The sequence below is a fragment of the Shewanella sp. NKUCC05_KAH genome (assembly GCF_019345585.1).
GTDB lineage: Bacteria > Pseudomonadota > Gammaproteobacteria > Enterobacterales > Shewanellaceae > Shewanella > Shewanella oncorhynchi.
The window spans coordinates 1-16,845 of sequence record NZ_JAHKQZ010000025.1 but is presented as its reverse complement, the minus strand read 5'-3'; the positions used below and the strand labels follow the sequence as shown (position 1 = coordinate 16,845).

Below are 16,845 nucleotides of genomic sequence, written 5' to 3'. Positions count from 1 at the left end.
CGTAAATTATGCCAAAATAGCCCAAATGCTGAAAATACCTTTACAGCCAATGGAATAATTGAACTCGCGTAATGCAATATAAAACCATAATTAGAATCATAGGCCTGCTGATTGGTTTATTTTCAATCACTATGCTGCCACCAGCACTGATCGCTGTTTGGTATAACGATGGCGGCGGCACGGCGTTTATGCAGGCATTTTTTGTTAGCCTATTTATTGGTTTTTGGCTCTGGTATCCGAACCGCCACTGCAAAGAAGAATTGCGTACGCGAGAGGGCTTCCTGATTGTCGTGCTGTTCTGGACTGTACTGGGTTCTATTGGTGCCTTGCCGTTTATCTTTTCGAGTCAGCCAGACTTAAGCTGGACAGACAGCTTCTTTGAATCTTTTTCTGCGTTAACCACCACCGGAGCCACTGTCATTGTCGGGCTCGATTTCCTACCTAAGGCCATTTTGTTTTACCGCCATATGCTGCAATGGCTTGGCGGCATGGGGATTATTGTGCTCGCAGTGGCTATTTTACCTGTGCTCGGTGTGGGAGGAATGCAGCTTTATCGCGCTGAAATTCCAGGGCCAGTGAAAGACAGTAAGATGACCCCGCGGATAGCCGAAACCGCTAAAGCACTGTGGTATATCTATTTACTGCTAACGATTTCCTGCGCGACGGCTTATTGGTGGGCGGGCATGAGTATTTTTGACGCCATTTGTCATTCATTTTCGACCATAGCCATCGGAGGTTTTTCGACCCACGATGCCAGTATGGGCTATTTCGATAGTCCTACTATTAATCTTATTTGTGTGTTCTTTTTAATTGTTTCTGCGGTTAACTTTAGCGTGCATTTTGCGGCATTCTCACGACGTGGGATTAACGTTAGAGTCTATTTTAAAGATGCAGAATTTAAGATGCTGGTGGCTATTCAACTTATTCTCACAGCGATTTGTTTCTTCACGCTTTATCGTTCTGGTATTTATGATTCGCCAGAAGAAACCTTAGATCATGCTTTATTTCAGGCAGTTTCAGTTGCCACTACGGCTGGATTTGGCACTGATAGCTTCCATCTGTGGCCATTATTTTTACCCATACTATTAATGTTTTCGAGTTTTATCGGTGGTTGTGGTGGCTCAACTGCGGGTGGGATTAAGGTCATTCGAGTAATTTTACTGCTGTTACAGGGTTCCCGTGAATTGAAACGACTCGTTCACCCTAAGGCTATGTTTTCGATTAGGATTGGCTCTAAAGCCTTACCCGACCGCGTGGTTGATGCTGTTTGGGGATTCTTTTCTGCCTATGCGCTGGTGTTTGTGATTTGTATGCTTGCACTCATGGCGATGGGATTAGATGATATTACGGCTTTTAGTGCCACGGCGGCATGCTTAAACAACTTAGGCCCAGGTTTAGGTGAGGTAGCGAGCAATTATGCCAGTATTGGTGATGGAGCCAAGTGGGTATTGGTCGTGGCTATGCTGTTTGGTCGCCTCGAAGTATTTACCTTACTGATTTTGTTTACGCCAACTTTTTGGAAGAATTAATCATGCAGACGTTAATAATCTATTCGACGATAGATGGCCAAACATTGGCAATTTGCCAAAAAATGAAGACGATTGCTGAACAGGCGGGAGAGCAGGTTTCGCTCGCCACATTAGAGCAGGCGGAAGCGTTGAGTCTAGTGGATTTTGATAAAGTGCTGATTGGTGCCAGTATTCGTTATGGTAAACATAGACCAGAGCTTTATCAGTATGTGAATCGCCACCATGCAGTGCTAGATACTAAGATTAATGGTTTTTTTACCGTTAACGTAGTGGCGCGCAAATCCTTAAAAAATACGCCTGAAACCAATCCTTATATGCAAAAGTTTCTCAAGCTTTCACTGTGGCAACCCCAGCTGTTAGAAGTGTTTGCAGGCAAGATTGATTACCCTAAATACGGTTTCTTCGATCGGACCATGATACGTTTTATCATGTGGTTGACTAAAGGGCCAACGGATATCACAGGCACTTTTGAGTTTACCGATTGGGCAAAAGTCGATGCCTTCGGTAACCGTTTTAGCCAACATTAAAAACCATTAAGCCCTAATCACTTGCAAGAGGTTAGGGCTTAAATTTAGGCTAATTTTGCAGTGTTAGGCCGCGCAGTAGCGGCTATGCAGAATCGAAATCACTTGGGTGACTTGCTCGTTCTTGAGTTTATAGTAAACAATTTGCGAGCTCTTACGGGTATCCACCAGATCTTCTGCGCGTAATACGGCTAAATGCTGGGATAGGGCCGACTGGCTTAATGGCACTGTGGCGTTGAGCTCGGTTACGCTCAATTCTTTGTCTAGTAATAGACATAAAATCATTAGGCGATAAGGGTTCGCTATGGCCTTGAGCCATTTAGCCGCACTTTCCGCATTAGTTACCATTGCATCTACATCTATGTCATTTTGCATAAGGTCACTCACTTTATCGCTTTTGATTAGATAATTCTAATTGAACACATGTGTTTACGCAATCATACTGCTCGGCAATGCAGATCTCAATTTTTGCATCTCAGAATATGAGATACGACTGATTTGTGATCCTATCAGAGGTTTATTTAACGTAACCTTGCCACAATGGTGGTATTACTCAGTGGATCGGGAATTGCCTATGACACGCGTCCTCGTACTTTATTTTACCCGTGGTGGCCATACGGCCAAGATTGCCAGTGCAATTGCCGAGCAATTAAGATTTCGTGACGCTAAGGTTGACCTCATCGATATCAACAGTGCTGCCGCGACTTGTATTAATTGGCCTGATTATGATGTCGTTGCCTTAGGTGCCTGCGTGCTCTATGGCACCTATGATAAGAGCGTTTTTCAATTTATTGAGCAGCATGCACAGGCTCTGGGCGCATTGCCAAACAGTTTTTTCTGCGTCAATGTTGTGGCGAGAAATCCTGAAAAACGTATCCCTGCAAATAATAAATATCTGCAAAAGTTCATTGCGTTATCGCCATGGACGCCTGCTGATCTTAAAATTATTGCGGGCAAAGTGGATTATCCTTCATGGCCTTGGTATGACAGATTGGCGATTCAGTTGATTATGAAGATGACCAAGGGTCCAACTGATCCTAAGTCAGTTATCGATTATACCGACTGGGCTGATGTGAAAGTCTATGCTGATCATCTGTTGGAATTAGCTGACGTTACTGCAACTGCTTAATAAAAAAGGCGCTTAACAAGTTAAGCGCCTTTTTAGTATTCAAGCTCTACTGAATTAGTACTTCCAGAAACTCGGGTGGAACAACACCGCCACGGTTAATATTTCTAAACGACCGAGGAGCATGCCGAGTGACAACGCCCATTTAGCGACATCGGGTAGCGTTGAGAAGTTGCCTACAGGTCCAATAATAGGACCTAAACCAGGGCCTACGTTAGTGACTGCCGTAATCGCGCCCGTGAAACTGGTCACAGGATCGAGACCCGTGAGCACTAAAATCACTGACAGGCCTACAATCACCATCACAAACAGCAGGACGAAAGTGATCAGAGAGCGCACGATATCATCACTGATGATGCGGTTGTTGTAACGTTCCCTAAAGATACCGTTTGGATGACATTGCTGTTTCAATTGTTCGCGCATAATGGCCCCAGCAATTTGAAAACGGAAGATCTTAATCCCACCCGAAGTGGAACCAGAGCAACTACCGACAAACATTAAAAACAGGAAGGCGATATTGGCAAAGGCGCCCCAAGCACCGTAGTCCGTTAAGCCATAACCTGTAGTGGTGACTACCGATACCACGTTAAAGCTGGATAAACGCAGTGCATCTAGAAGTTCAATGTCGCGGGTTTGCCACAGCCAGAAGCCAATAGAACAAGAGACAAACGTGAGGAAAAATAAGAAGCCTTTGACCTGAGCATCGTTCCAAATCCGTAGATCCCTTTGCTGTATGGTTTGTACAAACATGAGTAGTGGCAAGCCACCTGCTGCCATAAAGAAAGTCCCAACCCAGTGTGCAGAGTTGGAGAACGCCGCCATTGAGCTATCTGAGGTCGAGTAGCCACCAGTCGAGAGGGTGGTCATTGCATGATTGATGGCCTGAAACCAAGTCATTCCCGCCAGATGATAGGCAACACAGCAGATACTCGTTAGTAAAATATATATAAAGAATAAATACTTAGCCATGCTTTGGGTGCGAGGCACGGCTTTATCGCTCCAATCGGATGATTCAGTGCGGAATAGCCGCATCCCGCCAACGTTTAAGAAGGGTAGAATCGCCACCGCCATTACGATAAAACCAATCCCACCTAGCCATTGCAATAAAGAGCGCCAGATTAAGATACTGTGATCCATAGTATCCAACCCTGAGAGTACAGTAGAACCTGTGGTCGTGATGCCGGACATGGTTTCAAAGAAGGCGTCGGTATAACCAATACCGTGATAAAGGGTAAATGGCATGGCCGCGAATAGGCTTACGATCAACCACGTTAGGCTGGTTAGTAGGAACATATCGCGGATATTGAGGTTAATGTTTTTGCTCTGGCCATTGTGTAAACACAGGCTTGAGCTAATGCCTGTGACTAATGCTGACACCATAAAAGAGCCCACAGTTTCCTCACCTTTGTATGCGGCGAGGAGCAGTGGGATCAGCATGAAGGCTGTCAGCATGGACAAAAACAGTCCTAAAATAAACAATAGCGGTCTAAAGTTCAGCATAAGTTGGCTTACTAAGGTTCTTAGAAGAAGAAAGCACTTGGTTGGAAAAGCTTCTCGACTTCGCCGACAAACTTTTTATTCACTAAGAACAAGATCACGTGATCTCCTTGCTCTATCACGGTTTTGTCGTGGGCCATCAGCACTTCATCATTGCGGACAATGGCGCCAATCGTTGTCCCCGGTGGCAACTTAATATCACCAATGGCTTTGCCAACGACTTTAGAAGTGCTGGCATCTCCGTGGGCGATGGCTTCAATTGCCTCGGCCGCCCCACGACGTAGAGAGTAAACGTTACAGATATCACCCTGACGAATATGAGTTAATAGTGCTGAAATCGTCGCTTGCTGTGGTGAGATTGCAATATCGATGTTGGCTTCTTGCACTATATCCACATAGGCTTCGCGTTGAATAAGCACCATGACCTTTTTCGCGCCCATACGTTTTGCTAGCAGGGCGGACATAATATTGGCTTCGTCGTCATTGGTGACCGCAATAAATACGTCGGTTTGGTCTATGTGTTCTTCGAGCAGTAATTCTTGATCTGAGGCATCACCGCAGAACACTGTGGTATTTTCCAGCTGCTCCGATAAGGCTTCTGCACGTTCTAATTTATGCTCAATCAGTTTGACCGAGTGGGTGCGCTCAAGGCGTTTTGCTAAACCTAGGCCTATGTTACCGCCACCGGCGATCATAATGTTGCGGTAGGAGTTATCGAGTTTTTGCATTTCGCTCATGACAGCACGAATGTGGCGACTGTCTGCAACGAAGAAGACTTCATCATCGGCTTCGATAATGGTCGTTCCGCGAGGCATAATAGCGCGGCCTTGGCGGAAAATCGCCGCGACCCGGGTATCAATATTGGGCATGTGTTCGCGAAGTGCCGCTAATGCATTCCCCACCAGTGGGCCGCCGTAATAGGCTCGAACAGCCACTAGGCTCAACCGGCCTTCCGCAAATTCAAGCACTTGCAATGCGCCTGGATATTCTACGAGTCGCTGGATGTAAGCGGTCACTAACTGTTCAGGGGCGATTAATTCATCGATCACGAAGCCGCCACGGGGACGACCATCGCTATTTTTGGTTTCACTGTCGATAAAGAGTTTATCGCGCATCGCCAAATAGGGTTCTGAGCGGATACGGGCAATTTTAGTCGGCGTACCAAAAAGGGTATAGGCAATCTGGCAGGCAGCCATATTACATTCATCACTATTGGTTACAGCGATAAGCATGTCGGCATCTTCTGCGCCTGCTTCTCTGAGCACATCAGGGTGAGCGGCATGGCCCGCTACGACGCGAAGGTCATATTTATCTTGCAGGGCGCGTAATCTGGATTTGTCATAATCGACAATGGTGATGTCATTGTTCTCACCCACCAAATTTTCGGCCAAGGTTCCCCCAACTTGACCCGCACCTAATATGATAATTTTCATGGCCTTGCTTACTTCCTAATCAGTCGCTTTCAATAAACGGGCATAATAAAACCCATCCATATTGTCTTGTCCTGGCGTGATTTGCCAACCTATATCCAGTGGCGAATTTTGCTGGGCAAGTGTGTCTAGCTTAGCATCTACCGTTCTATCTAAAAACGCACTGATCTGGTCGCGGTTTTCCTGCGGTAAAATCGAACAAGTGGCATAAAGAAGCGTGCCACCGGGTTTTAGCCACTTCCAGCAATGATCGAGAATTTGCTGTTGTAGTTCAGCCAACTCTTCGATGTCATGGTTTTTTCGCAACCATTTAATATCGGGATGGCGGCGGATCACTCCTGTGGCTGAGCAAGGCGCGTCCAGTAAGATACGATCAAATTGTCCGCCTTGCCACCATGAGTCTATGTTGGCCGCATCACCATGGATAAGCTCCGCTTTTAATGATAAGCGGTCAAGGTTCTGTTGCACACGCTCAAGGCGTTTGGCATCAAAATCAACAGCGACTAATTTGATACTCGGCTCAAGTTCGAGTAAGTGACAACTTTTGCCACCGGGTGCCGCGCAGGCATCGAGTATTAATTCATTCGCTTGCGGGGCAAGTAATGTCGCCGCCCATTGTGCCGCGCCATCTTGCACTGATGCAGCACCTTCATGAAAGCGTGGCAGAATGGCGACATCCTTTGGATGCGCTAGGAGAATGGCATCGGCACTGCTGCCTTCGCTCGCTTCAATGTCTATTTCGGCTAAAGCAGCGAGGTATTCGGCACGGCTCTGGGATAAGCGATTGTTACGCAGCCACATGGGCGGGCGTTCATGGCTTTGTTGAATGATGTCTTGCCATTGCTCGGGATAGGCTTCTTTTAAGCGCTTAATTAACCAAGCGGGTGTGTTATAGCTTAAGGTATCTGATTCTGTGCTTAGCGGCGATAGCTGGCGCTGAATGTTGCGCAGTACACCATTAACCACTTTGACCATGCCTTCAAATTTTAACTGGCGACAGGCTTCGGCGGTTTCTGAAATTGCGGCGTGGCTTGGAATACGAGTGAAGTACAGTTGATAGCAACCTACGATCAGGAGCTGGTGGATAATCCTCTGTTTGCCTTTAAGTGGTTTATCTAGGCATTCACTGATGCGTTTTTCTATTTGCGGCAGAGTGCGCATCACGCCGTAGCAGATCTCTGCAAGTAGGGCTTTATCTTTGCCACTGGCAAGATGTTTTTGTTGATCAGGCAATGCCACTGACAGTGACACGCCTTTTTCTAATACTTCGAAGATGGCTTTCGCAGCTAGCGCGCGCAAGTTCATGATTATTGTGCCTCGTTTGCGAGGCGAGTATTCGGGCTAAACCATTCACCTCGAGCATTGAGAATATCGGCAACATTGAGTGGCTTTTTCCCCGGAAGCTGCATACTCAGCAGGGTTAACACACCATCAGCGGTGGCAACGTCTATGCCTTTTTTGCTGGCGCTGATAATAGTGCCCGGAGCAGCTGTGCTGGTGGTTTCGCTGACTTGGGTTTGCCACACTTTAATAGTGTTACCTTGGTGCTCAAAGTAACTCACAGGCCAAGGATTAAAGGCGCGGACTTCTTGCCATAACTGTTTAGCGGATTTATTCCAGTCGAGTCTGGCTTCTTCTTTGCTGAGTTTTTCTGCGTAGTTCGCTAAGGCTTCATCTTGTTTTTCAGCAGTTAAGGTGCCATTTGCCAAACCTTCGAGTGCTTGCAATAGGGCAACGGGACCTTGTTCTGCCAGTTTCTCGTAAAGGCTGGCTGATGTGTCGTTATCTTCGATCGGCAGATAGGTTTTAAGCAGCATGTCACCAGTATCTAAACCCACATCCATCTGCATAACGGTTACGCCAGTTTCTTTGTCGCCGGCCCAAAGTGCGCGTTGGATCGGTGCGGCACCACGCCAGCGTGGCAAAATAGAACCATGAACGTTAATACAACCTAAACGCGGTGTATCTAACACGACTTTTGGCAAGATCAGACCGTAGGCTACGACCACCATGATATCGGCGTTGAGTGCGGCAAGTTCTTGTTGTGCGGGTTCTTTACGTAATGAGCCGGGTTGAAACACTGGAATACTATTGGCGATAGCGAGTTCTTTTACTGGGCTGGCGGTCAGTTTCTTGCCGCGGCCAGCGGGTCTATCGGGCTGAGTGTAAACGCCAATCACATTGTGGTGTGAGTTTAAAAGTGCTTGTAAGTGGCGAGCGGCAAAATCCGGTGTTCCGGCAAAGATGATGTTGAGTGGTTTCAAATCTGATCCTATGCTTCTTTGGCGTCCAATCGGGCCGCTTTTTCAAGTTTTTGTTTGATCCGCTGACGTTTTAGCGGCGATAAATAATCGACAAACAATTTGCCTTTGAGGTGATCCATTTCGTGTTGAATACAAATGGCAAATAACTCATCGGCCTCAACTATAAATTCGTTACCGTGCCTGTCTAAGGCTTTTACCGTGACAAATTCGGCGCGATCGACTTTGGCGTAAATCCCCGGAACCGACAGGCAACCTTCTTCATTGCAGAAGTCACCGCTGCTGGCGATAATTTCGGGGTTGATAAACACTTTGGGTCGTTCGACTTCATCCTGTAAGTCCATGACAATAAGTTGTTTATGGTAATCCACTTGGGTCGCGGCCAGACCGATACCTTTTTCTTGGTACATGGTTTCGAACATATCATCAATTTGAGTTTGCAGCTCGGCATTAAACTCTGTGATAGGTGTGGCTTGTGTCCGCAATCTTTCGTCAGGAAATTGTAATACTTTTAATTGTGCCATACATAAACTCTTAACAAGTCTGTCAAATCTCTGCCAGTTAGTTATACTGACTGATGCTAATGAGTTAATTTTAATCTTTAGTGCCTATCAATAACAGTAAAAGCTCAAATTAAGAGTTAAACAACATGGAAATACCCATGAAACGGTTAATTTTACTCGCGTTAATGACATTCAATTGCACGTTTGTTGCCGCAGATACCCTGACGCTTAAGACGGGGCATCCTGAGTCATATGTAGTGAAAAAGGGCGATACTCTTTGGGATATCTCCGCCGCGTTTCTGAATGACCCATGGAAATGGCCGAGTCTTTGGGATGTAAACCCACAGATAGCTAACCCCCACCTTATTTACCCTGGAGATCAACTCACTCTGGTATTTATTGATGGTCAGCCCCGCCTTGTGCGTAATGGTGCTACTGTCGATAGTGCTAAACCCCATGTAAGAAAGAGTCCCGAGGGACGTGTCATTGCTAAGAGTAATGCTATTCCAGCCGTTGATTTAGCCTTGATTGAACAATATTTAGTGCAGAATCGGGTCGTCGAGACTCACTGGCTTACTGAGCAACCTATGGTGCTGGCAGGTGAAAGTCCATCGCGTCACCATATTGTGGGTGATGTGATTTATATTGATGCTGAACTGCCAATAAACCAAAAATATGGTATTTACGAACGTGGTCGCGAGTTTTTCAATAAAGAGTCAGGCGAAGCGTTAGGACAAGAAGCCATTTTGTCGTCTACTGGGCAAGTGATTGAGTCTGGTAAGGTTTCAAAAATTAAGTTGCTAACGAGCTTTCGCGAAACCAAAGCAGGCTTCAGAGTATTGCCGATGGAAAGTGATTCCTTGATGTCAGCTTACTTTACTCCTAAACCTGCGGAATTAAAGATACCGGCTTTAGTGTTAGCGACAGAATCAAATTTGCGTGAAGCGGGTAAGTTGAATGTCGTGTACTTAGATAAAGGCACTCAGGATGGCGTCGAGCCTGGGGTGGTATTTTCTATTTATCGTGATGGTGAGGTTATTGTTATCAACAATGACGGTACGCCTGTCCCTGCAATTGAACGTACTGCCTATGATAACCTAATGGCGTCAGTCTCTTCGGATCGTGCAGTTAAGATGCCGGATGTTTATCATGGTAAGTTGTTAGTGTTTAAAGTGTTTGATAAGGCGAGCTTAGGTTTGATTGTCTCCACCGAGCGGCCTGTTCGTGTCGACGATAAGTTAATCGCCCCAGAATCTTTAGCCTTAAGAGGTCTATAATCTCTGAAAATTTGGTCGATTGGTTAGTTGTTTGTGCTGTATCTGGGCTAGGACCCGCTCGGATCCAACAATTATTAACGCACATGGAAGTGGACGACCTCAGACAAAGGTTAGAGCATGAGAGACAAGCGCTACCTTTATCTGATCATCTGCTCCATAGCCTTGTTATTGATTATCAAAAAGTGGATGTCGCCCTCGAATGGCAACAGCAAGCCGCCGATCATCATCTGCTTTGTTTCTCTGATCCGCTTTATCCCCCATTATTAAAACAACTCTCAGATCCGCCCGCTGTCCTGTTCGTTAAAGGTTGCTTAGAGGCGTTAGCCCTTCCTTATCTTGCGATTGTTGGCAGTCGTAATGCTTCTCCTGGCGGATTGCAGGTCGCTTATCAACTGGCTGCTGAGATGTCCTCAATGGGATTTGGTATCTGTAGTGGCATGGCGATGGGGATTGATGGGGCGGCCCATAAAGCCTGTGTTGAGCATCAAGGGTGCACTATTGCCGTACTAGGAACGGGCATAGAGATCATTTATCCACGAAAACATCGACAGCTTTATCATGATATTCAGCGGCAAGGCTGTATACTTAGCGAGTTTTGGCCTGATACTGGTCCCTTTGCGGGTAATTTCCCGAAACGAAATCGCATTATTAGCGGTCTATCTTTAGGTACTCTTGTGGTTGAAGCCTGTCGCAAAAGCGGCTCTTTAATCACTGCTAGGTTGGCGATGGAACAAGGGCGTGAGGTGTTTGCCGTTCCGGGCTCAATCTTAGGTGGTTACCATCAAGGCTGCCATGATTTATTACGTGATGGAGCAAAGCTTGTGGAAACCGCTGCCGATATAGTGGAAGAGTTGGCAAGTTTAACCGCTTTCCACCTTGAAGAATTGAAGTTATGCCACCATATACAGCAAGGCGAGATTTGTAATTTGCCATTTTCGTCTCTGTTAGCTAGTGTAGGTTATGAAACTACATCAATTGATGCAGTCGTTGAACATAGTGGAAAAACGATAGATCTGGTGTTAGAACAAATGCTTGAACTTGAGTTGCAAGGTTGGGTAATAGCAGTACCCGGTGGTTACGTCAGAGTAAAGAGGAGCTAGCCATGTTTGATATCCTCATGTATCTATTTGAAAACTATGTTCACAGTGAAGTTGAACTACTAGTTGATGAAGACGAGTTAACCAAGGAACTCACTCGTGCCGGATTTCATCAATCCGAGATTTTAAAAGCGTTAACTTGGTTAGAGCGCTTAGCTGAATTACAAGAAGGCGATAAACCTTATCTTTGTAATCACGATCAGCATTCGTTTCGTATCTATACAAAGGACGAAATGGACAAGCTGGATGTAGAATCCCGCGGTTTCTTGTTGTTTTTAGAGCAAGTTAAAGTGCTGAATGTCGAAACCCGTGAAATGGTGATCGATAGAGTGATGGAGTTGGATGAACCAACCCTGATTTTAGAAGATCTCAAATGGGTTATCTTAATGGTGCTGTTTAATGCTCCTGGCCATGAGTCCGCTTATGAGCAAATGGAAGATTTAATCTTCGAACAGCCCGAAGGCCGACTGCATTCTTAATTGTTGTGAAAGATGAATTATGAGAGAAAGGAGGCTAAGACCTCCTTTTTTGATGCCATAAATTCCTTGATGGCACTGCGCTTGATATCCTAATGCGCTACGACAGGTGGTGAATGATTATGTCTAAGATTGATGAACAATTATTTAGTGCCCACGAACACGCACTGGAAAAAGAATACGAACTTTGCCCTGAATGTGGCAGCGAGTTATCGGTCAAACACAGTAAGCACGGTGGTTTTATTGGCTGTAATAATTACCCTAGCTGTAATTACACTCGACCCTTAGTGCAGCACGAATCTATTGAAACTCAAGTGATTGAAGGTTCTGTATGTCCTGAATGCGGTCACGAACTGGCAGTAAAGTCAGGGCGCTTTGGGATCTTTATTGGGTGTACGCAATATCCTAGCTGCACGCATATTGAAAAACAGGATCAAGCGAGTGATAAGCCTGACATTCCTTGCCCTGAATGCAAAGCGGGTAAGCTTGAGCACAGAACGAGTCGCTTCGGAAAGAGTTTTTATGCCTGCAGTGCTTACCCTAAGTGCAAGTTTATTGTGAATTATCCTCCGGTTGCTGAAGCTTGCCCGAGTTGTGGTTTTGGGATCTTAGTCGAGCGTAAAGGTGCGGCTGGGATGCGTTTAGAATGCCCGCAAAAAAGCTGTAAATACAAAAGACCACTTTAGTTTATTGTGTGACCTGCATCTTAATATTTGGCCGATGAAAGTGGCTTGCGTATAATCCTCGGTTGACCGCTGATGGGGCGGTCAGTATTCGAATTTATCCAATAATTTGATTGTTGAAATCGACAATACTCAAAAGGTGATCCTAAGATGTTGCAGCTGCACCCATCTGACATAAAAGATATTGTGCTTAACGGTGGTGTTATCGCTTATCCAACTGAGGCCGTTTATGGCCTAGGTTGCGACCCCGATAATGACACCGCTATCCAAAAGTTATTGGCGGTAAAACAGCGCCCATGGCAAAAGGGACTGATCTTAGTCGCCAGTGATTTTCAGCAGCTTTTAGCTTATGTTGATGAATCGCAATTAACGGCTGAGCAGCTCGAGTTTGCATTTTCCAAGTGGCCGGGGCCTTTTACCTTTGTAATGCCAATCAAAGCGCAGGTTTCAAAATACCTCTGTGGTGAATTTGACTCTATTGCAGTGCGAGTATCAGCCCATACTGGGGTGCAAGCCCTGTGCCGCGCGCTCAATAAACCTTTAGTGTCGACTAGCGCTAACCTTGCGGGTGAAGATCCTGCATTAACTGCCGATGAAATTCTCGCAGATTTTACAGGTAAAATTGATGCACTCGTATTAGGTGAACTCGGTGAGCAACGTCAGCCCTCGACCATTATCGATGCGCGAAGCGGCAAGATTTTACGAAATGGACAATGAGCAAACCAATAATAAGGATAACAAGATGAGTGTGCCTGATGTTGCAGTGGTAAAAGCGTTTTTAATCGATCTACAAAACCGAATTTGTGCTGGTTTACAGGCGCTGGATGGCCAAGCCACGTTCGCCGCCGATTCATGGACTCGCGCTGAAGGTGGTGGTGGTACTAGCCGAGTATTAACCCAAGGTGCAGTGTTCGAGCAAGCTGGGGTTAACTTTTCCCATGTGACTGGTGCTGCTATGCCTGCGTCGGCTACGGCGCATCGCCCTGAGTTAGCGGGCCGTAGTTTTGAAGCTATGGGCGTTTCTTTAGTGATTCATCCTAATAATCCTTATATCCCAACGACTCATGCCAATGTGCGCTTCTTCATCGCTCAAAAAGAGGATGCCGATCCCGTGTGGTGGTTTGGCGGTGGCTTTGATTTAACGCCTTATTATCCGTTCGAGGAAGATGTGCGCGAGTGGCACCAGACTTCTAAGGATATTTGCGCGCCTTTCGGGGATGAGGTTTATCCCAAGTATAAGAAATGGTGCGATGAGTATTTCTTCCTACCGCATCGTAATGAAACCCGCGGCGTGGGTGGATTGTTTTTCGATGACTTGAATCAAGCAGGATTCGAGCAAAGCTTTAGCTTTATGCAAGCTGTAGGTAATGGCTTCTTAACGGCCTATGCGCCGATTGTCGAGCGTCGTAAAGAGACTGAATTCGGTGAGCGTGAGCGTCAGTTCCAACTCTATCGTCGTGGTCGTTATGTTGAGTTCAACTTAGTCTACGACAGAGGCACTTTGTTTGGCCTACAGACGGGCGGCCGTACCGAGTCTATCTTAATGTCGATGCCGCCATTAGTACGTTGGCAATATGCTTATACACCAGAGGCGGGAAGCCCTGAGGCAGATTTGTACGATAACTACCTCAAACCCCGTGACTGGGTTTAGCCATTAATCTTAAAGAGTGGATGCGATGTCCACTTTATTGATTACGCATATGATCAGCCAGAGTTGAAATCGCCTCAAAGATGGCGGCTCGATGCTCTGGCTTATTAATGTTTTCTTCAATCGCAAATTTCATACAAAACAGCCATTGATCCCGCATCGCCTCATCGACGGCGAAATGCATGTGCCGTGCTCGCAATGCGGGATGACCATATTTCTGCTGATAGAGCTGCGGCCCGCCGAGCCAACCACTTAAAAATTCGAACAACTTCTGCTCTGATTCCGCAATTGGCGCTCTATGAATGGCAAGCAGTGTTGTCGTTTCTGCAGAGCTTGCCATCTTCTGATAAAAACATTTGGTGATAGCGCGGATCACTTTTTCGCCGCCGATTAAGTCGTAAGCGTTAGATTGGCTCGGATCGCGATCATCCTGCGGTGGAGTGTGTTTGCTAAAAATCTTTTTAAGCCAGTTCATTGGAATAGTCGTTCACTAAAATAGAGAGTATTGAGCCGATGGCGCATTATAGCGTGAAACCCAACGTGAAATTTAGTTGAACATAATTCGTCTTGCCTAGGCTCAAAAGCGCGGTAGACTGCAAAGCCATTGAACCTAAAATTTAATATCGCTATGACAGACAAATACGCAGTGTTTGGCAATCCAATTAGCCACAGTAAATCGCCGTTCATTCATGGACAATTTGCTGCGCCCACCCAAGAGTCATTAACCTATGAAGCCATTCTTGCTCCGGTCGATGGTTTTGAAGCCTCATTGACGGCGTTTTTCAATGCGGGCGGCAAGGGCGCGAATGTGACAGTGCCTTTTAAGGAGCAAGCTTTTGCGCTGTGTGACAGTCTCAGCCCAGAGGCCAAGCTTGCTGGCGCGGTAAACACCTTAAGTTTATTGGCCGATGGCACTATTCGCGGTGATAACACCGATGGTTTAGGGCTGGTGGCCGATCTCATCGCTAACTTAGGCAGCCTGCAAGATAAGCGCGTGTTACTTATTGGTGCTGGTGGTGCGGCGCGCGGTTGTATTCTGCCGTTATTAAATGCGGGAATTGCGCAGCTGATCATCAGTAATCGCACTCACACCAAGGCACAGCTTCTGGTCGATATCTTTACTTCGGTGGATAACGGTGCTTTCGCAAATAGAGTCACCGCCGTAGAAATGAATGAGCTTGTGGGCGAGTTCGATGTCATCATCAATTCAACTTCGGCGAGTCTTGCGGGCGAGTTGCCAACTTTGCCAGCGCATATCATCACTACCCAAACTGTTTGTTATGACATGATGTACGGCGCCTCGGTCACCGCTTTTAACCAATGGGCGCTATCTCAAGGTGCAGCTAAGGTTATTGATGGGCTCGGCATGTTAGTCGGACAAGCGGCTAAGAGTTTTACCCTATGGCGAGGTATCGAGCCCGACACTCAAGTGGTATTAAATCTTTTGAGGGATAAACTAATGGCCGAGCCTAAGTAGGAAGCATGAATCAAAGTATTCTTTTTCCCGAACTGCAATATTGGGACGACGCCCACAAGCGAGTCTGCTTTATCGCGCAGTCACAGGGGATGAACATCAAGTGCTATATCAGTGTGAATAAGTTAGCCGAGCTGAATGATTTCTCTGAACAGCCGAGTGCCAATGAAGCCGCCGCTATGCTGGCATTGTTTGATGCGGTGAGATTTGATGCCGAAGAAATGGCGGAAGACTTAATTGAAGCCGAAGAGTTTGATGAGTTTGGGGCAGTACACTTAGGCTAAACTTATCGAACTTAGATAGTTTTCTGAATCAGCGAATAGCAAAAGGCGGTAGAGACTCAATGAGTCTCTACCGCCTTTATTATATAGCTATAGTGACACTAAGCGACTAACTATAAGAGATTGGCTATAAGTGATTAGATGTTTTGTAACTCAACTAAGTATTCGTTTTTCAGTCTGACATAGTTGTCGGCAGATTCTGGCAAAAAGGCAATTTCGGCAGTCGTTAATGGGCGAGCCTGCTTAACTGGGCTGCCTACATATAAATAGCCACTCTGTAATACCTTGCCCGGTGGCACTAAAGAACCAGCACCTAAGATCACATCATCTTCTAAAATCGCACCGTCGAGAATAATCGCACCCATGCCTACTAATACTCGATTACCGACTTTGCAACCGTGAAGCATAGCCTTGTGACCAATAGTCACATCATCACCAATAATCAGTGGATGACCATCGGGACGAGCAGCTGACTTACGCGTTACATGCAATATGCTACCGTCTTGTACGTTCGAGCGTTTACCAATACGAATATGGTTAACATCACCACGCGCCGCCACCATAGGCCAAATACTGGCATCAGTATCTAACGCAATATCGCCAACAAGCACCGAAGCTTCATCTACATATACGTTATTGCCTAATTGAGGATGAATACCTTGGTAAGTTCTGAGTGGCCCTGACATAGAAAAGTCCCTAATTGAGTGGTTTTTAGCATTATAAAGGTTAAAAACTAGCGGGTCAGGTCAAATATCCAACGAACAGTGAGAAAATGACAATTATCTTAAAAATAGGGGTTGCGGACTTTCTCAATCTCCCTATAATGCGCATCCACTGACACGGCAGACAGCGAAAGCCAGCTGACGAATTAGGTTGAATTGATTAGCTTTTAAGCACTTAATTCAAGCGCAGCAAGAAGTTGTAAAATACTCCTTGACGCGAAACGGGAAATGCGTAGAATACGCAGCCCTAGCCAACTGGAAGCGTTCGGCGCTCAGTGTGGTACTCACCTTCTCTTATGAGGTTGAGTTGCTCTTTA

At 46.1% G+C, this 16,845-nt stretch carries 19 protein-coding genes; 11 read left to right on the top strand and 8 right to left on the bottom strand.

Features of this window, described 5'->3' with window-relative positions:
• Nucleotides 1-71 precede the first annotated feature (71 nt).
• Together KO533_RS19425 and hemG (KO533_RS19420) are read left to right on the top strand one after the other, a co-directional pair.
• Entirely contained in the window at nucleotides 72-1,529 is a 1,458-nt protein-coding gene (locus KO533_RS19425; RefSeq protein WP_105250821.1) for a TrkH family potassium uptake protein, read from the top strand.
• Between the two features lie 2 nt (nucleotides 1,530-1,531).
• Nucleotides 1,532-2,056: a menaquinone-dependent protoporphyrinogen IX dehydrogenase gene (gene hemG, locus KO533_RS19420; protein ID WP_105250822.1), complete on the top strand. Its 525-nt coding sequence runs from the start codon at nucleotides 1,532-1,534 to the stop codon at nucleotides 2,054-2,056.
• Between the two features lie 63 nt (nucleotides 2,057-2,119).
• On the opposite strand, the gene KO533_RS19415 is transcribed toward hemG (KO533_RS19420), so the two are convergent.
• Nucleotides 2,120-2,428, bottom strand: coding sequence for a metalloregulator ArsR/SmtB family transcription factor (locus tag KO533_RS19415; RefSeq protein ID WP_105250823.1), 309 nt, complete (start codon nucleotides 2,426-2,428; stop codon nucleotides 2,120-2,122).
• A gap of 199 nt (nucleotides 2,429-2,627) precedes the next feature.
• On the opposite strand from KO533_RS19415, the gene hemG (KO533_RS19410) reads away from it, so the two are divergent.
• Nucleotides 2,628-3,182: a menaquinone-dependent protoporphyrinogen IX dehydrogenase gene (gene hemG / locus KO533_RS19410; RefSeq protein ID WP_105250824.1), complete on the top strand. Its 555-nt coding sequence runs from the start codon at nucleotides 2,628-2,630 to the stop codon at nucleotides 3,180-3,182.
• A gap of 54 nt (nucleotides 3,183-3,236) precedes the next feature.
• On the opposite strand, the gene KO533_RS19405 is transcribed toward hemG (KO533_RS19410), so the two are convergent.
• From KO533_RS19405 to def, 5 genes are read right to left on the bottom strand one after another with little or no spacing between them, the layout of a single operon-like run.
• Complete coding sequence (locus KO533_RS19405; RefSeq protein WP_105250825.1) at nucleotides 3,237-4,679, bottom strand: TrkH family potassium uptake protein; 1,443 nt, start codon at nucleotides 4,677-4,679, stop codon at nucleotides 3,237-3,239.
• Nucleotides 4,680-4,699: 20 nt separating this feature from the next.
• Nucleotides 4,700-6,109 (bottom strand): Trk system potassium transporter TrkA, encoded by a 1,410-nt coding sequence (trkA, locus tag KO533_RS19400; protein WP_105250826.1) that lies wholly within the window; start codon nucleotides 6,107-6,109, stop codon nucleotides 4,700-4,702.
• A 15-nt stretch (nucleotides 6,110-6,124) separates the two neighbouring features.
• On the bottom strand, nucleotides 6,125-7,411 hold the full coding sequence (gene rsmB / locus KO533_RS19395; RefSeq protein WP_219255759.1) for a 16S rRNA (cytosine(967)-C(5))-methyltransferase RsmB: 1,287 nt from the start codon (nucleotides 7,409-7,411) through the stop codon (nucleotides 6,125-6,127).
• Nucleotides 7,412-7,413: 2 nt separating this feature from the next.
• Nucleotides 7,414-8,370 (bottom strand): methionyl-tRNA formyltransferase, encoded by a 957-nt coding sequence (gene fmt / locus KO533_RS19390; RefSeq protein WP_219255757.1) that lies wholly within the window; start codon nucleotides 8,368-8,370, stop codon nucleotides 7,414-7,416.
• Nucleotides 8,371-8,378: 8 nt separating this feature from the next.
• On the bottom strand, nucleotides 8,379-8,891 hold the full coding sequence (gene def / locus KO533_RS19385; protein WP_006084795.1) for a peptide deformylase: 513 nt from the start codon (nucleotides 8,889-8,891) through the stop codon (nucleotides 8,379-8,381).
• A gap of 125 nt (nucleotides 8,892-9,016) precedes the next feature.
• Between def and KO533_RS19380 the strand changes: the two genes are divergently transcribed.
• The 6 genes from KO533_RS19380 to hemF all read left to right on the top strand — a co-directional run bounded on the left by KO533_RS19380 (nucleotide 9,017) and on the right by hemF (nucleotide 14,054).
• Nucleotides 9,017-10,147 (top strand): LysM domain-containing protein, encoded by a 1,131-nt coding sequence (locus tag KO533_RS19380; protein WP_219255755.1) that lies wholly within the window; start codon nucleotides 9,017-9,019, stop codon nucleotides 10,145-10,147.
• An 83-nt stretch (nucleotides 10,148-10,230) separates the two neighbouring features.
• Nucleotides 10,231-11,247 (top strand): DNA-processing protein DprA, encoded by a 1,017-nt coding sequence (gene dprA, locus KO533_RS19375; RefSeq protein WP_219255753.1) that lies wholly within the window; start codon nucleotides 10,231-10,233, stop codon nucleotides 11,245-11,247.
• A gap of 2 nt (nucleotides 11,248-11,249) precedes the next feature.
• Nucleotides 11,250-11,723 carry a DUF494 family protein gene (locus tag KO533_RS19370; protein ID WP_006083793.1) on the top strand — a complete coding sequence of 158 codons (474 nt, stop codon included), beginning with the start codon at nucleotides 11,250-11,252 and terminating at the stop codon, nucleotides 11,721-11,723.
• Between the two features lie 119 nt (nucleotides 11,724-11,842).
• Nucleotides 11,843-12,406 (top strand): type I DNA topoisomerase, encoded by a 564-nt coding sequence (locus KO533_RS19365; RefSeq protein ID WP_105253028.1) that lies wholly within the window; start codon nucleotides 11,843-11,845, stop codon nucleotides 12,404-12,406.
• A gap of 147 nt (nucleotides 12,407-12,553) precedes the next feature.
• Nucleotides 12,554-13,120: an L-threonylcarbamoyladenylate synthase gene (locus tag KO533_RS19360; protein WP_105250832.1), complete on the top strand. Its 567-nt coding sequence runs from the start codon at nucleotides 12,554-12,556 to the stop codon at nucleotides 13,118-13,120.
• A 25-nt stretch (nucleotides 13,121-13,145) separates the two neighbouring features.
• A complete protein-coding gene (gene hemF, locus KO533_RS19355) occupies nucleotides 13,146-14,054 on the top strand; it encodes an oxygen-dependent coproporphyrinogen oxidase (RefSeq protein ID WP_105253029.1) in 909 nt (302 codons plus the stop codon).
• Nucleotides 14,055-14,088: 34 nt separating this feature from the next.
• Here hemF and KO533_RS19350 read toward each other — a convergent pair whose 3' ends face one another.
• Nucleotides 14,089-14,526, bottom strand: coding sequence for a group II truncated hemoglobin (locus KO533_RS19350; protein WP_173248522.1), 438 nt, complete (start codon nucleotides 14,524-14,526; stop codon nucleotides 14,089-14,091).
• A gap of 153 nt (nucleotides 14,527-14,679) precedes the next feature.
• On the opposite strand from KO533_RS19350, the gene aroE reads away from it, so the two are divergent.
• Nucleotides 14,680-15,528, top strand: coding sequence for a shikimate dehydrogenase (aroE, locus tag KO533_RS19345; RefSeq protein ID WP_219255779.1), 849 nt, complete (start codon nucleotides 14,680-14,682; stop codon nucleotides 15,526-15,528).
• A 5-nt stretch (nucleotides 15,529-15,533) separates the two neighbouring features.
• Entirely contained in the window at nucleotides 15,534-15,809 is a 276-nt protein-coding gene (locus KO533_RS19340; protein ID WP_113941387.1) for a DUF1488 domain-containing protein, read from the top strand.
• Between the two features lie 134 nt (nucleotides 15,810-15,943).
• Here the strand turns inward: KO533_RS19340 and KO533_RS19335 are convergent, their stop codons facing one another.
• Nucleotides 15,944-16,492, bottom strand: coding sequence for a gamma carbonic anhydrase family protein (locus KO533_RS19335; protein WP_173248524.1), 549 nt, complete (start codon nucleotides 16,490-16,492; stop codon nucleotides 15,944-15,946).
• Between the last annotated feature and the right edge of the window lie 353 nt (nucleotides 16,493-16,845).

What these genes read in the sequence shown, in the direction of transcription:
- KO533_RS19425 (WP_105250821.1), top strand. Translation starts at nt 72, where the DNA reads ATGCAATATAAAACCATAATTAGAATCATAGGCCTGCTGATTGGTTTA.
- hemG (WP_105250822.1), top strand. Translation starts at nt 1,532, where the DNA reads ATGCAGACGTTAATAATCTATTCGACGATAGATGGCCAAACATTGGCA.
- KO533_RS19415 (WP_105250823.1), bottom strand. Translation starts at nt 2,428, where the DNA reads ATGCAAAATGACATAGATGTAGATGCAATGGTAACTAATGCGGAAAGT.
- hemG (WP_105250824.1), top strand. Translation starts at nt 2,628, where the DNA reads ATGACACGCGTCCTCGTACTTTATTTTACCCGTGGTGGCCATACGGCC.
- KO533_RS19405 (WP_105250825.1), bottom strand. Translation starts at nt 4,679, where the DNA reads ATGCTGAACTTTAGACCGCTATTGTTTATTTTAGGACTGTTTTTGTCC.
- trkA (WP_105250826.1), bottom strand. Translation starts at nt 6,109, where the DNA reads ATGAAAATTATCATATTAGGTGCGGGTCAAGTTGGGGGAACCTTGGCC.
- rsmB (WP_219255759.1), bottom strand. Translation starts at nt 7,411, where the DNA reads ATGAACTTGCGCGCGCTAGCTGCGAAAGCCATCTTCGAAGTATTAGAA.
- def (WP_006084795.1), bottom strand. Translation starts at nt 8,891, where the DNA reads ATGGCACAATTAAAAGTATTACAATTTCCTGACGAAAGATTGCGGACA.
- KO533_RS19380 (WP_219255755.1), top strand. Translation starts at nt 9,017, where the DNA reads ATGGAAATACCCATGAAACGGTTAATTTTACTCGCGTTAATGACATTC.
- dprA (WP_219255753.1), top strand. Translation starts at nt 10,231, where the DNA reads ATGGAAGTGGACGACCTCAGACAAAGGTTAGAGCATGAGAGACAAGCG.
- KO533_RS19370 (WP_006083793.1), top strand. Translation starts at nt 11,250, where the DNA reads ATGTTTGATATCCTCATGTATCTATTTGAAAACTATGTTCACAGTGAA.
- KO533_RS19365 (WP_105253028.1), top strand. Translation starts at nt 11,843, where the DNA reads ATGTCTAAGATTGATGAACAATTATTTAGTGCCCACGAACACGCACTG.
- KO533_RS19360 (WP_105250832.1), top strand. Translation starts at nt 12,554, where the DNA reads ATGTTGCAGCTGCACCCATCTGACATAAAAGATATTGTGCTTAACGGT.
- hemF (WP_105253029.1), top strand. Translation starts at nt 13,146, where the DNA reads ATGAGTGTGCCTGATGTTGCAGTGGTAAAAGCGTTTTTAATCGATCTA.
- KO533_RS19350 (WP_173248522.1), bottom strand. Translation starts at nt 14,526, where the DNA reads ATGAACTGGCTTAAAAAGATTTTTAGCAAACACACTCCACCGCAGGAT.
- aroE (WP_219255779.1), top strand. Translation starts at nt 14,680, where the DNA reads ATGACAGACAAATACGCAGTGTTTGGCAATCCAATTAGCCACAGTAAA.
- KO533_RS19340 (WP_113941387.1), top strand. Translation starts at nt 15,534, where the DNA reads ATGAATCAAAGTATTCTTTTTCCCGAACTGCAATATTGGGACGACGCC.
- KO533_RS19335 (WP_173248524.1), bottom strand. Translation starts at nt 16,492, where the DNA reads ATGTCAGGGCCACTCAGAACTTACCAAGGTATTCATCCTCAATTAGGC.